The 15179-nt window shown below is 63.6% G+C and carries 17 protein-coding genes; 11 read left to right on the plus strand and 6 right to left on the minus strand.

All coding sequences use genetic code 11. The annotated features are described in order from the left end of the window. Window positions 1–6 precede the first annotated feature (6 nt). The gene (gene greA / locus ACSSV4_RS13735) at window positions 7–477 is read right to left on the minus strand and encodes a transcription elongation factor GreA (RefSeq protein ID WP_454275684.1); all 471 of its coding nucleotides are present in this window, start codon (window positions 475–477) and stop codon (window positions 7–9) included. A 280-nt stretch (window positions 478–757) separates the two neighbouring features. Between greA and ACSSV4_RS13740 the strand changes: the two genes are divergently transcribed. The 3 genes from ACSSV4_RS13740 (at window position 758) to ACSSV4_RS13750 (ending at window position 5048) form a co-directional block, all read left to right on the plus strand. Further along, a complete protein-coding gene (locus ACSSV4_RS13740; RefSeq protein ID WP_454275685.1) occupies window positions 758–2407 on the plus strand; it encodes an electron transfer flavoprotein-ubiquinone oxidoreductase in 1650 nt (549 codons plus the stop codon). Between the two features lie 111 nt (window positions 2408–2518). Further along, window positions 2519–4240: a tetratricopeptide repeat protein gene (locus ACSSV4_RS13745; RefSeq protein ID WP_454275686.1), complete on the plus strand. Its 1722-nt coding sequence runs from the start codon at window positions 2519–2521 to the stop codon at window positions 4238–4240. Continuing rightward, window positions 4233–5048, plus strand: a complete 816-nt coding sequence (locus ACSSV4_RS13750) for a 4-(cytidine 5'-diphospho)-2-C-methyl-D-erythritol kinase (RefSeq protein ID WP_454275726.1) — start codon at window positions 4233–4235, stop codon at window positions 5046–5048. The genes ACSSV4_RS13745 and ACSSV4_RS13750 overlap by 8 nt, the downstream gene beginning before the upstream one ends. Here ACSSV4_RS13750 and ACSSV4_RS13755 read toward each other — a convergent pair. Beyond that, window positions 5041–6042 (minus strand): polyprenyl synthetase family protein, encoded by a 1002-nt coding sequence (locus ACSSV4_RS13755; protein ID WP_454275687.1) that lies wholly within the window; start codon window positions 6040–6042, stop codon window positions 5041–5043. The two genes, ACSSV4_RS13750 and ACSSV4_RS13755, sit on opposite strands and share 8 nt — an antisense overlap. Before the next feature lie 56 nt (window positions 6043–6098). Here ACSSV4_RS13755 and ACSSV4_RS13760 point away from each other — a divergent pair, with 56 nt between their 5' ends. The 3 genes from ACSSV4_RS13760 to ACSSV4_RS13770 all read left to right on the plus strand — a co-directional run bounded on the left by ACSSV4_RS13760 (window position 6099) and on the right by ACSSV4_RS13770 (window position 7370). Next, complete coding sequence (locus tag ACSSV4_RS13760; protein WP_050662074.1) at window positions 6099–6314, plus strand: putative signal transducing protein; 216 nt, start codon at window positions 6099–6101, stop codon at window positions 6312–6314. Continuing rightward, entirely contained in the window at window positions 6304–7077 is a 774-nt protein-coding gene (locus tag ACSSV4_RS13765; protein WP_454275689.1) for a tRNA1(Val) (adenine(37)-N6)-methyltransferase, read from the plus strand. The genes ACSSV4_RS13760 and ACSSV4_RS13765 overlap by 11 nt, the downstream gene beginning before the upstream one ends. A gap of 122 nt (window positions 7078–7199) precedes the next feature. Beyond that, window positions 7200–7370 carry a YdcH family protein gene (locus tag ACSSV4_RS13770; protein ID WP_454275690.1) on the plus strand — a complete coding sequence of 57 codons (171 nt, stop codon included), beginning with the start codon at window positions 7200–7202 and terminating at the stop codon, window positions 7368–7370. 79 nt (window positions 7371–7449) lie between these two features. On the opposite strand, the gene phbB is transcribed toward ACSSV4_RS13770, so the two are convergent. From phbB to ACSSV4_RS13785, 3 genes are all read right to left on the minus strand, one after another. Further along, entirely contained in the window at window positions 7450–8172 is a 723-nt protein-coding gene (gene phbB, locus ACSSV4_RS13775; RefSeq protein ID WP_454275691.1) for an acetoacetyl-CoA reductase, read from the minus strand. 154 nt (window positions 8173–8326) lie between these two features. Further along, on the minus strand, window positions 8327–9502 hold the full coding sequence (locus tag ACSSV4_RS13780; RefSeq protein ID WP_454275693.1) for an acetyl-CoA C-acetyltransferase: 1176 nt from the start codon (window positions 9500–9502) through the stop codon (window positions 8327–8329). A gap of 141 nt (window positions 9503–9643) precedes the next feature. Beyond that, window positions 9644–10480 carry an EAL domain-containing protein gene (locus tag ACSSV4_RS13785; protein WP_454275694.1) on the minus strand — a complete coding sequence of 279 codons (837 nt, stop codon included), beginning with the start codon at window positions 10478–10480 and terminating at the stop codon, window positions 9644–9646. Between the two features lie 93 nt (window positions 10481–10573). Here ACSSV4_RS13785 and ACSSV4_RS13790 point away from each other — a divergent pair, with 93 nt between their 5' ends. Continuing rightward, window positions 10574–11140: a DNA-3-methyladenine glycosylase I gene (locus ACSSV4_RS13790; RefSeq protein ID WP_454275696.1), complete on the plus strand. Its 567-nt coding sequence runs from the start codon at window positions 10574–10576 to the stop codon at window positions 11138–11140. A gap of 83 nt (window positions 11141–11223) precedes the next feature. Here ACSSV4_RS13790 and ACSSV4_RS13795 read toward each other — a convergent pair whose 3' ends face one another. Beyond that, window positions 11224–11670 carry a GNAT family N-acetyltransferase gene (locus ACSSV4_RS13795; RefSeq protein WP_454275697.1) on the minus strand — a complete coding sequence of 149 codons (447 nt, stop codon included), beginning with the start codon at window positions 11668–11670 and terminating at the stop codon, window positions 11224–11226. 353 nt (window positions 11671–12023) lie between these two features. On the opposite strand from ACSSV4_RS13795, the gene rlmN reads away from it, so the two are divergent. The 4 genes from rlmN (at window position 12024) to ACSSV4_RS13815 (ending at window position 15170) form a co-directional block, all read left to right on the plus strand. Next, window positions 12024–13202: a 23S rRNA (adenine(2503)-C(2))-methyltransferase RlmN gene (gene rlmN / locus ACSSV4_RS13800; RefSeq protein WP_454275698.1), complete on the plus strand. Its 1179-nt coding sequence runs from the start codon at window positions 12024–12026 to the stop codon at window positions 13200–13202. A gap of 3 nt (window positions 13203–13205) precedes the next feature. Continuing rightward, on the plus strand, window positions 13206–14159 hold the full coding sequence (locus ACSSV4_RS13805) for an amidoligase family protein (protein ID WP_454275699.1): 954 nt from the start codon (window positions 13206–13208) through the stop codon (window positions 14157–14159). After that, on the plus strand, window positions 14156–14878 hold the full coding sequence (locus ACSSV4_RS13810; protein ID WP_454275701.1) for a gamma-glutamyl-gamma-aminobutyrate hydrolase family protein: 723 nt from the start codon (window positions 14156–14158) through the stop codon (window positions 14876–14878). Before ACSSV4_RS13805 ends, ACSSV4_RS13810 begins: the two co-directional genes overlap by 4 nt. Window positions 14879–14981: 103 nt before the next feature. Next, a complete protein-coding gene (locus tag ACSSV4_RS13815) occupies window positions 14982–15170 on the plus strand; it encodes a hypothetical protein (protein WP_454275702.1) in 189 nt (62 codons plus the stop codon). Window positions 15171–15179: the final 9 nt, after the last annotated feature.

Below are 15179 nucleotides of genomic sequence, written 5' to 3' on the forward strand. Positions count from 1 at the left end.
GGCCTGTCAGATATAGGCCACCTTTATCACCTCATACGCGCGATCACCACCGGGAGTGCGCACTTCGACGCTATCGCCCTCTTCCTTGCCGATCAGGGCGCGGGCGATCGGCGATTTTATGTTCAATAGACCCTTTTCGATATTGGCCTCATGCTCGCCCACGATCTGATAGGTCTTTTCCTCGTCGGTATCCTCGTCGACGAGCGTGACGGTCGCGCCGAACTTGATCGAGCCGGAAAGCTTGGCGGGGTTGATCACCTCGGCGAGGCTCAGGATCCCCTCGATCTCCTTGATCCGGCCCTCGATGAAGGACTGCTTCTCCTTGGCCGAATGATATTCGGCATTCTCGCTCAGATCACCATGTTCGCGCGCCTCGGCGATGGCGCGGATGATGGCGGGGCGTTCGATCGACTTGAGCTGCTTGAGCTCTTTTTCCAGCGCGGCATGGCCGCCGGCAGTCATCGGAATCTTATCCATATCTCACGTCCATTGTCAGAAGCGGGGCCGCGCATGTGCTGGCCCCGTCGGTCTCGTTTCGGAATTTCGATCAGCTTGCACGAAGCCGGGCTTCGATTGCAATAGGGGATCGCGCAGGCGGGCGAATTCGGGCGCAGGCCCGTGACAAATTGCCGGTTTCAAGCGGTTTTAACGTCGTGTTTCAATTGACGCTCGACGCGCGGGCGGGCTAGTCACTCATCGCAAGATTGTTGCGTGGCGGCACAGGCCCGTGGCGCGCCCCGGAAAAAGGATGATGTCGATGACGGATGTGACACGCGAAGCGATGGAATATGATGTCGTGATCGTGGGGGCCGGGCCCGCCGGGCTTTCCGCTGCGATCCGGTTGAAGCAGCTCGATGCCGAGTGCCAGGTCGTGGTACTGGAAAAGGGCTCCGAGGTGGGCGCGCATATCCTGTCGGGCGCGGTGCTCGATCCCTGCGGTCTCGACGCGCTGATCCCCGACTGGAAAGACAAGGGCGCGCCGGTCAACACGCCTGTGCGCGAGGATAATTTCTACATGCTGGGTGAAGGCGGCAAGGTCCGCATCCCCAACTGGCCGATGCCGCCGCTGATGAACAACCACGGCAATTACATCGTCTCGATGGGCAATGTCTGCCGCTGGATGGCCGAACAGGCCGAGGAACTTGGCGTCGAGATTTTCCCCGGCATGGCCTGCTCGGAAATGGTCTATGGCGACAACGGCGAGGTGAAAGGCGTCGTGGCCGGTGAGTTTGGCAAGAACGAGGACGGCACGCCCGGCCCGAACTATGAGCCGGGGATGGAGCTGCACGGCAAATACGTGTTCCTGTCCGAGGGCGTGCGCGGCAGCCTTGCGAAGGAGGTGATCGGCAAATACGACCTTTCCAAGGGCCATGAGCCGCAGAAATACGGCCTCGGCATGAAAGAGATATGGGAGGTCGACCCCGCCAAGCATCGCGAGGGCAGCGTCACCCATACGATGGGCTGGCCTCTGGGCAGCAATGCAGGCGGCGGCTCGTTCATCTATCATCTCGAGAACAATCAGGTCTATGTCGGCTTCGTGGTGCATCTTAATTACCAGAACCCGCATCTTTACCCTTACATGGAGTTCCAGCGGTTCAAGCATCACCCGATGGTCGCGGAGCTGCTGAAAGGCGGCAAGCGCGTGGCGTATGGCGCGCGCGCCATCACCGAGGGCGGCTATCAGTCGATGCCCAAGATGGTGGCCCCGGGTGTGGCGCTTCTGGGCTGTTCGGTCGGCATGGTCAACGTGCCGCGCATCAAGGGCAACCATAACGCCATGCTCTCGGGCAAGGCGGCGGCGGAGGCGGCGCATGCGGCGATCAAGGCGGGGCGCGCCAGCGACGAACTCAACGATTACGAGACCGAGGTGCGCACCGGCGCAATCGGCAAGGACCTGAAAAAGGTCCGCAACGTCAAGCCGCTCTGGTCCAGATACGGGCTGCTGGCCTCGCTTACCGTGGGCGGGTTCGACATGTGGACCAATACCGCAGGCTTCAGCCTTCTGGGCACGCTCAAGCATGGCAAGACCGATGCCGAGGCCACCGGGCTGGCCGAGACCCACAAGACGATCGACTACCCCAAGCCCGACGGCAAGCTCAGCTTTGACCGGCTGACCAATGTCAGTTTCTCGATGACCAATCACGAGGAAAGCCAGCCCGCACATCTGACGCTCAAGGACCCGAACGTGCCGATCAGCGTCAATCTGCCGAAATACGCAGAGCCCGCGCAGCGCTATTGCCCGGCGGGTGTCTACGAGGTGGTGCACGAAGAGGGCAAGGAGCCGCGCTTCGTGATCAACTTCCAGAACTGCGTGCATTGCAAGACCTGCGACATCAAGGATCCCAGCCAGAATATCCATTGGGTGACGCCGCAGGGGGGCGATGGGCCGAACTACCCGAATATGTAACCATCCCGTGAGATCGGCAATGCGGCGCGGCAAATGGGCCGCGCCGCATTGCCTTGGCAGGTCAGCCATATTACCTTTACCGGACATTTCCGCGATAAAAGGCAGGTCAGCGTGAACATCAGAACCCTATCGGCCCTCGCATTCGGCGTCTTCCTGCAGGTGGCACCCCTGCCGGTCACGGCACAGGAGCCGTCCGGCGCATATCTTGCGGCGCGGCAGGCGCAGACGGCGGGCGATTTCGCGGCAGCGGCGGAATATTTCGCCCAGGCCATCGCGCAGGACAGCTCGAACCCTGCAATGCTGGAGAACGCGACAATCGCCTATCTGGCGCTTGGCCAGCTTGACCGCGCCGTCGCCGTCGCCCGCAAGATCGAGGCGGACGGGCTGCGCAGCCAGGTGGCGCAGATCGCGCTTCTGGCCGAGGAGGCGCGCAAGGCGGAGTGGGACGCGCTGCTTGCCCGGCTGCAGGACGGGCGCGGCGCGGGCGATCTGGCGGATGGGCTGATCACCGCCTGGGCCTATCTCGGCAAGGGCGACATGACCGAGGCGCTCGCGCGGTTCGACACGGTCGCCGAGGAAGGCGGGCTGCGCAGTTTCGCGCTCTACCAAAAGGCGCTGGCGCTCGCCTCCGTCGGCGATTTCGAAGGCGCTGATCAGGTGTTTTCCGGCGATGAGGATGGCCCGGTCCAGCCGACCCGGCGGGGCGTCATCGCCTGGGCGCAGGTGCTCAGCCAGCTGGGCGAGCAGGAGCGCGCCCTGGCCGTTATCGACGACACGTTCGGCAACGATCCCGATCCCGGCATAGCAGCGCTGCGGGCGACGCTGGCGGATGGCGAAACCGTACCCTTCGACCTGATTTCCGGTCCGCAGGACGGGGTAGCGGAAGTGTTCTTTTCGCTCGCCCGCGCCCTGATGCAAGAGGCCAATGACGAGTTCGTGCTGATCTACGCGCGCACCGCCGAGCTGATCAAGCCGGATCATATCGACGCAATCATCACCGTGGCGGAGCTGCTTGAGGATATGGGGCAATTCGATCTCGCCATTGCCGCCTACAAGCAGGTGCCCCGCGATGATCCATCCTACCATCTCGCCGAGCTTGGCCGCGCCGAGGCGCTGCGCCGGTCCGAGAAACCCGACGCGGCGGCAGAGGTGCTCGACCAGTTGGCGCAATCCTATCCCGATCTCGCGAATGTGCATGTCGCCGCCGGGGATCTGCAACGCGCGCAAGAGAATTACGCGGCGGCGGTCGAGGCCTATGACCGCGCCATCGCACTGCTGGAAGAGCGCGACAATCCGCAATGGTTCGTCCATTACGCCCGCGCAATCAGCCACGAGCGGCTGGACCACTGGCCCGAGGCCGAGGCAGATTTCCGCCGCGCGCTGGAGCTGAATCCGGATCACCCGCAGGTGCTCAACTATCTCGGCTATTCGATGGTGGAAAAGCGCATCCATCTCGACGAGGCGCTTGGCATGATCGAGCGCGCCGTCGCGGCACAGCCCAATAGCGGCTATATCGTCGACAGCCTCGGCTGGGTTTATTACCGTCTCGGCCGCTATGACGAGGCCATCGTGCAGATGGAACGCGCCGCCGAGCTGATGCCGACCGACCCGGTGGTCAACGATCATCTGGGCGATGTGCTCTGGGCGGTCGGGCGCAAGGGCGAGGCGCGGTTTCAGTGGCGGCGCGCCCTGTCGCTGCATGAAAGCGAGCCGTCGCCCGATCTTGAAGCCGAGCGCGTGCGCCGCAAGCTTGAGGTCGGGCTCGATCAGGTGCTGGAGGAAGAAGGGGCCGAGCCTCTGAGGGCCGTGAATGCCGTCCCGGCCAATAACTGAGTTTGCCCCGGCCAAGGTCAATCTGACACTAAATGTCACGGGCTGCCGGGCGGATGGCTATCACCTGCTCGATTCGCTCGTGATGTTTGCCGATATCGGGGATCGCGTGACGGTGCGGCCCGGTGCGGCATGTCTGCGGGTTACGGGCCCGATGGCCGCAGGCGTGCCGGATGGCCCCGAGAACCTCGTGCTGCGCGCTGCCGCGCTTATGCGCGCAGAGGCCGACATCACACTCGACAAACATCTCCCCGCCGCTGCCGGCATTGGTGGCGGATCGAGTGATGCCGCGGCCTGCCTGCGCGCGCTTGCGCGTCTCACAAGCGCACGCCTGCCCGATGACGTGCTAAGCCTCGGGGCCGATGTGCCGGTCTGCCTGCTGGCCCGCGCCGCCCGGATGCGCGGCATCGGCGAGGAGGTCACGCCGCTGGCGCGCCTGCCCGTGCTGCATGCGGTGCTGGTCAATCCGGGCGTCGCCGTCTCGACCCCCGCGATCTTCAAACGGCTGACAAGGCGCGACAATGCGGCGATGCCCGCGCGTCTGCCGGGCTGGCACACGGCCGAAAACCTGATCCTATGGCTGGCCACACAGCGCAACGATCTGGAGGCTCCGGCCATTGCAGAGGCCCCGGTGATCGCGGATATTTTGCAGAAACTCTCGGCGACCTCAGGCTGCGCGTTCGCCCGCATGTCCGGCTCTGGTGCCACCTGTTTCGGGCTCTATCCCGACCCACAATCCGCGCAACAGGCCGCCCACACGCTGCGCCGCGACAACCCCGATTGGTGGGTCATGCCGACCCGGCTCAGTTGATCCGCGCCACCACGTAATCCGCCAGACCGTCGAGCATGTCGCGCACAGGGTGGGTGGGCAGCGTCTCCAGCGACGCGCGCGCCTTGGCGACCCATGCCCGTGCATCTGCACGCGTCTGATCGAGCGCGCCATGCGCCTGCAACAACCCGAGCGCATGCTCCAGATCGCCGTCGCGCTGATCGCCCTTTTCGATGCACCGCTTCCAGAAGGCGCGTTCCTCGTCCGAGGCCGCCGCCACCGCCTTGATCACCGGCAGGGTCAGCTTGCGCTCGCGGAAATCGTCGCCGACATTCTTCCCGGTCGCCTTTGCGTCGCCCTCGTAATCGAGCAGGTCATCGACGATCTGGAACGCGACCCCGAGCGCGTCGCCGTAATCAAAGAGCGCCTGCACCTGAGCCTCGGGCGCGCCCGCGATGACGCCGCCCACCTCGGTCGCCGCCGAAAAGAGCGCCGCCGTCTTGCCGCGCACCACCTGAAGATAGATGCTCTCATCGGTGCGCAGGTCGCGCGCCGCGCTCAGTTGCAGCACCTCACCCTCGGCAATCGTCGCCGAGGCATTGGCAAGGATATCAAGCACCCGCACCGAGCCGGTCTCGACCATCAACTGAAAAGCGCGCGCGAACAGGTAATCGCCCACCAGCACGCTGGATTTGTTGTCATAGAGCAGGTTCGCCGTCGGCCGCCCCCGGCGCTGCGCACTCTCGTCCACCACGTCGTCATGCAGCAGGGTCGCGGTGTGGATGAACTCCACCGTCGCCGCCAGATGCACGTCATACTCGCCCGCATAGCCACACAGATCCGCACTTGCCAGCGTCAGCAGCGGACGCAGCCGCTTGCCGCCCGCCTCCACCAGATGCGCCGTGACCTCGGGAATGCGCGGCGCGTGGCGCGAGGCCATGCGCGCCCGGATCAGCGTATTGACCGCGTCCATCTTGTCCGCGAGATGCGCGGTCAGGGCCTCATGCGGTTTCGTGGCGACCTCGTCCAATCCCATAACACTCCCGTCAACACCGCTCGACAAATAGCGCGCGGTGCCCTTATGTCAGCCATATGAAACAGCTTCTTCGCACCAACGATCCCGCATCCATGGCCTTCGCTCAGGCACTGCTTCAGGGCGAGGGTATAGACTGCTTTGAAATGGACGTAAATATGAGCATCCTCGAAGGCTCCATCGGGATTTTCCCGCGCCGCCTGATGGTCGCGGATGCCGATTACGAGGACGCGCGCGAGGCGCTCATCGACAACGGGTTCTCGCTTGAGGACTGAGTGCTTTGCCGATGAGGACCTGAGCCGCGACGCCTTTCTCGGCGGCCGGTTGCGGATCGCGCAACCGCGCGCGGGCTATCGTGCGGGCATCGACCCCGTGCTTCTGGCCGCGAGCATCCCGGCGCGGGCCGGGCAGAACGTGCTCGATCTCGGCTGCGGCTCTGGCATCGCGGCGCTCTGTCTGGGCGCGCGGGTGCCGGGGCTTGCCCTCACGGGGCTGGAAATACAGCCCGCCTATGCCGATCTGGCGCGGCGCAATGCGGTGGCGAATGGCCAGACTCTCGAGGTTGTCAACGGCGATCTGACCGACATGCCGGTCCCCCTGCGGCAGCGCCAATTCGACCACGTCATCGCCAACCCGCCCTATTTCGACCGGGCCGCCGGCACCCCGGCCCGCGATCCGGGGCGCGAGCACGGCATGGGCGAAACCTGCGCCCTTGCCGAATGGGTTGCCGCCGCCGCGCGCCGCGCCGCTCCCAAAGGGCAGGTGACCGTCCTGCAACGCGCCGACCGCCTGCCCGATCTGATCGCCGCCATGGCCGCGCATCTGGGATCGCTTGAGGTTCTGCCGCTCATCCCCCGGCCGGGGCGGGCTGCGCGCCTTGTCCTGATGCGCGGGCGCAAGGGTGGGCGCGCGGAATTTCGTCTGCATGACGGGCCTTGCCTGCACGCCGGGGCCGAGCATGGCAGCGACGGCGAGGATTACACACCCGCGATCTCAGCCGTGCTCAGAGATGCGGCAGGTTTGCCCTTTCCCGGCTGAGTTGACTCAAATCCAGTCGGAAAACTCCCGCTCATCTCGCAGGCGCGGCGTGACAGTATTGTAAAAATATGTTGCACTTCCCATGTCGGATTGAGACGCATCCATACCAGAGGAGACTGCCCATGAGCTTGAGTTCGCATATTGAAGAACTGAAGAAGAAACATCACGCGCTCTCGGAAAAGGTGGAAGAGGCGCAGCGCGCGCCGGGCAGCAGCACGCTGGTAATCGCGAACCTCAAGAAACAGAAATTGAAGATCAAGGAAGAGATCGAGCGCCTGTCGGATAACGCCTGACAGTGCCGCCGGATAGACGTGGATAAGCAAGGGCCGGTCACCATGACCGGCCCTTTCTCGTGGTCTGTCGCAGGGCGGATCAGACGAAGAACTGACCGCCGTTGGCCGAAATCGTCGAGCCGTTGATGAAGCTTGCGTCGTCCGAGACAAGAAAGCTGACGCAGCGGGCGATTTCCTCGGGCTCGCCCAGACGACCGGCGGGGATCATGCCGATGATCGATTCGCGCACCTTTTCCGGCACCGCCATCACCATTTCCGTGGCGATGTAGCCCGGGCAGACCGCGTTGGCGGTGATGCCCTTGGCGGCCCCTTCCTGCGCCAGGCTCTTGATGATGCCCAGATCGCCCGCCTTGGTGGCCGCATAGTTGACCTGCGCAAACTGTCCTTTCTGGCCGTTGATCGAAGAAATTACGACGATTCGGCCAAAGCCGCGCTCGCGCATGCCGGGCCAGACCGGGTGCACGGTGTTGAACACGCCGGTGAGGTTGGTGTCGATCACCGCATTCCACTGGTCCGGCGTCATCTTGTGAAAGGGCGCGTCGCGGGTGATGCCGGCATTGGCGACCACGATTTCAATCGGGCCCAGATCGGCCTCGACCTGTTCGATCCCGGCCTTGGAACTGTCATAGTCGGCGACGTTCCACTTGTAGGTCTTGATGCCGGTCTCCTCGGTGAACTTGGCGGCGGCCTCATCGTTGCCGGCATAGGTCGCGGCGACGGTATAGCCGTCGGCCTTGAGCGCCTTTGAAATGGCGGCGCCGATTCCGCGTGATCCTCCGGTGACGAGTGCAGTTCTTGCCATGGTATCCTCCAATCTGGCTAATGCGTTGGTAACTTGGTTATCTTCTTGATTGGGCAAGCGCAACATTGTTGCGCGGTAAAATCTCCGCGATGCGGGGTGCGGCATGAAAAAGGGCGCCCGGGGCGCCCTTTCCTGTCATCCCCCGCGCCCCGGTTCAGGGGCGCTCGATGCACATGGCGACGCCCATGCCACCGCCGATGCAGAGCGTGGCAAGGCCCTTCCTGGCCCCGCGGCGCTTCATCTCGAACAAGAGCGTGTTCAGAACCCGGCAGCCTGAGGCACCAATGGGGTGGCCGATGGCGATCGCCCCGCCGTTGACGTTCACGATCGACGGATCCCAGCCCATGTCCTTGTTGACCGCACAGGCCTGCGCGGCAAACGCCTCGTTCGCCTCCACGAGGTCGAGATCGCCGACGCTCCACCCGGCCTTTTCCAGCGCCTTGCGGCTGGCATGGATCGGGCCCACACCCATGATCGACGGGTCGAGCCCGGCGGTGGCATAGGAGGCGATGCGCGCCAGCGGCTCGATGCCGCGGCGCTCGGCCTCGTCGGCGCTCATCAGCAGGGTCGCGGCGGCCCCGTCATTCAGACCGCTGGCATTGGCCGCCGTAACCGATCCGTCCTTGGTAAAGGCCGGGCGCATCTTGGACATCGCGTCGATATTTGCCCCAAAGCGGATATACTCGTCCTTGTCGACGACGATATCGCCCTTGCGGGTCTTGACGGTAAAGGCGATCACCTCGTCGTCGAACTTGCCCGCCTTCTGCGCGGCTTCGGCCTTGTTCTGGCTGGCAACGGCGAACTCGTCCTGCTGTTCACGGCTGATCTGCCATTTCTCGGCGACATTTTCGGCGGTCTGGCCCATGTGGTAGCCGTTGAACGCATCCCACAGACCATCACGGATCATCGTGTCGATATATTTCATGTCGCCCATCTTGTGCCCGGCCCGCAGATGCGCGGCATGGGGGCTGAGCGTCATGTTTTCCTGGCCACCGGCGCAGATGATGCTGGCGTCGCCCAATTGGATGTGCTGTGCGCCCAGGGCCACGGCCCGCAGGCCCGACCCGCAGACCTGATTGATGCCCCAGGCCGCCGATTCGATTGGCAACCCGGCATTGATATGCGCCTGACGGGCCGGATTCTGGCCCTGTGCGGCGGTCAGGACCTGACCAAGGATCGTCTCGCTCACTTCGGATTTGTCGATCCCGGCGCGTGCGACCACGGCCTCCAGAACGGCCGCGCCCAGATCATGCGCGGGGGTGTTGGCGAACGCGCCGCCGAAAGACCCGACAGCGGTGCGTGCTGCGGATGCGATTACTACATTGGTCATTAGTGTCCTCCACCAGGATTTGCCCGGGCCGAGGATGCCACCGGGGCCGCCGCATTGGAATGCGCATCCCGCCGTCTCCTCCGCCGTTACGCCGCGTCATATCGCAGATGCCGCGCTGCGGCAACGGGTGGAGTGTCACATTCACGCGCTGGCGCGGTCAAGGGTCTCGTCAAGCCAGGGGGGCCGCACGGTGGGGGCCCCGAAGTAGTAGCCTTGAAGACAATCGATCCCGAGCGCGGTGAGATAGGCCGCATCCTCGGGTTTCTCGACGCTTTCGGCGACGGTCACCATGTCGAATTGCTGCCCGATGCTCAGCAGCGCGGCGGTCAGCACCTGATTGTCCGCATCGCGCGCGATCCCGCGAATGAACTGCCCGTCGATCTTGAGGATGTCGAAGTAGAACTCCTTGAGAAAGCGGAAGGATGTGTAGCCTGCGCCGAAATCGTCGAGCGCAAAGCCGATGCCCTTGCGCTGCAATTCGGCCATGAAACCGGTGACCAGTTCCGGCACCAGCATGGCAGAGCTTTCGGTGATTTCGAGGATCAGCCGTTCTGCGATGGTCGGGTCGCCCGACAGTCCCTTTTTCAGGATGCGCATCCAGCGCGCATAGCCGATGGAGCGCGCGGACATGTTGATCGAGAGCCGAAGATCGGGGTAGTCATGCAGCGTGCGCAGCCCTTTTTCCAGTGCCAGGCAATCGACCACCCGGCCGGTTTCCGTGACTTCGATCTGTGAAATGAACTCACGCGCGGGAATCACCCGTCCGGTCGCGTCCATGACGCGAATCAGCCCTTCGTAGAAGGCGGGCTTGTCCGGTTGTCCGGCGGTGACCACGGCCTGATAGGCGAGCATCACCTGTCTGTGCCGCACCGCCTGATCGACCATCTCGATGACCGAGCGATCCCGCGCCGAAACGGCGTAGGATAGCGGGTTGTCATGCCCGGCCGGGATATCGGCCCATTTGCGTGTCTTGCCCATCTTGCCCTCCGAGACTGGCGTGTTCCCAAGCTGGGGCAGATCCCTTAAGGACAGTTTAAAGGGCGAATTTGAACGAAAACACGGGGACAGGCGATGGAACGCTGCGGTTGGGTGGGGGCGGATGCGCTCTATGAGGCCTATCACGATCACGAATGGGGCGTGCCCGAATATGACAGCCGCGCGCTGTGGGAAAAGCTCATCCTCGACGGGTTTCAGGCGGGGTTGAGCTGGATCACCATCCTGCGCAAGCGCGAGAGTTTTCGTGAGGCATTTCAGGGGTTTGATCCGCATGTCATCGCCGAATGGGGGGAGGAAGAGGTTGTTCGCCTGCTGGCTGATCCGGGGATCATCCGGCACCGCGGCAAGATCGAGGCGACCATCGGAAATGCCCAAGCCTGGGCTGTGATCGAGGCCGAACAGGGCTTTGACCGCTACCTCTGGGATCATGTCGGCGGGCGCCCCCTCCAGAACCGCTGGCAGACCCTAGCAGAGGTGCCCGCGCAGACCGATCTTTCCGTAAAAATTTCGAAAGATTTGAAGAAACGCGGATTCAAATTCTGCGGCCCCACCATCGTCTATGCCTTCATGCAGGCGGTGGGGATGGTCAACGATCACCTCGTCACCTGCCCTTGCCACGAGCGGGTGGCGCGGCTCGGATGAGGGGCTGTATCGCGTCGGTATTCTGTCGGTATTGCGTCGGTGGGGAGTGAACGGACCTTTGAGGCCTTTCTGATCCTATATCCCTACAGGGATTTCGAAAGGTTCAAGGCATTATCTTCCTCTTGCTTGAACCCACACCTCTCATAAAAACACCGGGCCGTAATCGTGCTTTCAAGTTCGCAGCGGTGAACATCGCAAGACCGCAATTCTCGCTCCATCGCGGCCAAAAGAGCTTTGCTGACGCCGGAAAATCGCGCGTCTGGATGGACGTAGTTCAACAGGATCTCTCCCCGTAACAAAACCATGCCAACGCCGACAACAGTCTTATCCCGGACCGCCACCAACACTACTGCATCTTTTCGCGCGACCCATTTCTTCCATGCCTCGACGGTCTTGTTTCCCAACCAGGCCTCGATTTCCTGGGCATCGTTCTTATGATCAGCGACACAGAGTTCAGTGATCGAGAGATGCAAAGTACCAATCGCATCGACCGCATCCGCCTCGATCGCCTGTCTTATCTGAATTTCCATCGAACCCTCCTTGTCACTTTGAAGCCCAATAGGGTGATAATCCGCATCATGCGACCGCTGCGACCGAAAATCTGCGCCTCCATTGCACCGCGCGAGGTGCCGCTGTTCAAGGCAGTCTCGGGTTTGGGCGATGCGGCAGGTGTCGGGCGATTTTGTCCGGGTATTGCCTGGTCCCGCGCGGCTTACCAAGCGATCTGCCACAATTCTCAATTTCGATGGTTCACGCAACGCTCATCAAGCCCGCCCCGGGGGTGACCAAAATAGCTCATCACCCGCGCCCCGAGCAAAGAGGTTTTGGAATCGGTGCCAAACCCCTATATGACGTGACATTCCCTCAGACGCACGAAAGAGCCATGACACAGACCGCCCCGATCACGCAGGACGTGATGACCATCCCCCGCAAGCTGCCCGACGGGCCGATCAATCTGGTCGGGCTGACCCGGGAGCGGCTGCGCGAGGTCTTGATCGCGCACGGCACGCCGGAAAAGCAGGCCAGGATGCGGGTCAATCAGATCTGGCAGTGGATTTATGGATGGGGCGTGCGCGACTTTAACGCGATGACCAATCTCGCCAAGGCGTATCGCGCCGATCTGGCCGAAAAATTCGTGATCGAGATCCCCGAGGTGGTCAGCAAACAGGTCAGCGCCGACGGCACGCGCAAATACCTGGTGCGGATTGCAGGCGGGCATGAGGTCGAGGTGGTCTATATCCCCGAGACGGATCGCGGCACGCTGTGCATCTCGTCTCAGGTGGGCTGCACGCTGACCTGTTCGTTCTGCCATACCGGCACGCAGAAACTGGTGCGCAACCTCACCGCCGGAGAGATCATCGGTCAGGTGATGCTGGCGCGCGACGATCTGAATGAGTGGCCCAAACCCGGCGAGGGGGCGGGCGAGCGCCCGCGCCTGATCAGCAACATTGTGCTGATGGGCATGGGCGAGCCGCTCTATAATTTCGACAATGTGCGCGACGCGATGAAGATCGCGATGGATGGCGAGGGGATTTCGCTGTCGCGTCGCCGGATCACGCTGTCGACCTCCGGCGTGGTGCCGGAAATCGCCAAGACGGCGGAGGAAATCGGCTGTCTGCTCGCTGTCAGCTTCCACGCCACCACCGACGAGGTGCGCGACAAGCTGGTGCCGATCAACAAGAAATGGAATATCGAGACGCTGCTGGGCGCGCTGCGCGAATATCCGCGCCTGTCCAATTCCGAGCGCATCACCTTTGAATATGTCATGCTCAAGGACGTCAATGACAGCGATGCCGATGCCCGCCGGCTGGTGCAGTTGATCAAGGGCATTCCGGCCAAGATCAACCTGATCCCGTTCAACGAATGGCCCGGCGCGCCGCATCAGCGCAGCGACTGGGAGCGGATCGAGCGGTTTGCCGACATCATCTACAAGGCGGGCTATGCGAGCCCCATCCGCACGCCGCGCGGCGAGGATATCATGGCCGCCTGCGGGCAGTTGAAATCCGCCACCGAGCGCGCCCGCAAGCCGCGCCGCGATGTCGAGGCCGAGGCGGGGCTCTGATCCGTGGCGGAGTTCGCGCCCCTGCCGCAGCCTCTCAATGCCAAGGGTGATCCGCGCCTTGTGGGCGTGGAAATCGAGCTTGGCGGGCTGCCCGAGGCCGAGGTGGCGCGTTTATGTGCCGAGGTGGTTGGCGGTGCAATCAAACAGGTCGATAGCCACATCTGGCATATCGAGAACAGCCACATCGGGCGGATCGAGGTCTATCTCGATATCTTTCTGCGCAAGGCACAAAAGAGCAGGCTGCGCGATCTGGCGCTGGATCTGGGGCGCGAGGTGGTGCCGGTCGAGATCGTGAGCGAACCGCTCGACATGGACGGGCTTTCCCGACTCGATGCGCTGCGTGACCGCTTGCGCGAGGCGGGGGCGCTGGGCAGTGGGGCGGGCTGGTTCTTTGGCTTTGGTCTGCATCTCAATATCGAGATCGCGAGTGACCGGGACGCCGATATCGTGCGGCCGCTGCTGGCCTATGCGCTGATCGAGGACTGGCTGCGCATCAATGACCCGATTGACGAATCGCGCCGCCTGTTGCCGTTCACCGATCCTTATCCGACCGAGTTCGTGCGCGCGCTGATCGGGGCCGGGCCGGGGGCCACGCGCGACGCAGTGACCGGGCTTTATCTGGAGCACACGCCAAGCCGCAATCGTGGCCTCGACATGCTGCCGGTCTTCGCGCAGTTCGAGCCCGAGCGCATCGCGGCGGCGATTTCCGACAAGACCTCGGCGCGCCCGACCTTTCACTTCCGCCTGCCCGATTGCCGGATCGACGAGGCGGGCTGGTCCATTGCGCATGAATGGCGACGTTGGCGGACGGTCGAACGGGTGGCGGCCGATGGCGCACTGCTCGACCGGCTGGCGCGGGCCTGGGAGGACGATCATGGCCTGCTGACGATTTCCCGGCAAAGCTGGGCCGCGCGGGCGGGGCGTATCCTGCAAACGGCGGGGTTGAACCCGGCATGAGTCAAGCCTCCCGCCCCGTGATTGGGGTCACCGTCTCGCGCCGCTCGGGCTGGCGCATCTATCCGCTGATTGCGCTCAATGTCTGGCTTGCGGGGGGCTGCGCGCGGCGCTGGCAGGCCGGGCGCGCGGCGGAAATCGACCGGGTGGACGGGGTGATCATCGGCGGCGGCGACGACATCTCGCCCGATCTCTATGGCGGGCGGATCGTGACCTCGGCCCGGCTCGACCCGGCGCGCGATGCGCTGGAGCGGGGCGTGCTGCTGGGGGCGTTCGTGAAATCCAAGCCGGTACTGGGCATCTGCCGGGGCAGCCAGATGCTCAATATCGCGCTGGGCGGGACGCTGCATCAGGATGCCTATGCGACCTACGCGGCCAGTGACCATATCCGCACGGTGTTGCCGCGCAAGACGGTGCATATCGAGGCGGGCACGCGGCTGGCGCATCTGGCGGGTTTGCGCCCGATGAAGGTGAACGCGCTGCATACGCAGGCGGTGGACCGGCTGGGCGAAGGCTTGCGCGTGGCGGCGCGCGATCAGGGCGGCATGATCCAGGCCATCGAGCGGGTCGCAGACCCGTTTGCCCTTGGCGTGCAATGGCATCCGGAGCATCTCTTTTACGCGCATCGGCAAATGGGCATCTTCCGAGCGCTGATCGCGGCGGCGCGGGCGCGGCAGGAGCACGCGGCGCAGCTGGCACGGGTTGATGCCACGCCCCGCTGAACCGTCCCGACATTTCCCCGACCGCGCCACAATCCGGCGCGATTGATGCCACATCGGTCAACTATCCCTGAATTATCGGAGAACCGTAACAGGGATGGAAACGATGAACCTGAACCAGTCTGAACCGAACCGCGAGATTCGCGATCTTGTCCTGCGCGAGCGTCACCTTGCCGTGTCCGAGCGTGAATGGAAGCACCGCCTGCGCGGCTATGGCTACGGCATTCGCGACACCGCCGAGGGGCGTTTCGTGACCTCGCTTCTCAAGGGTGCGCCGCTCTGCCAGTTGCGCTGAGGGTGCGCG

This window comes from Roseovarius sp. MBR-154, from assembly GCF_053628595.1.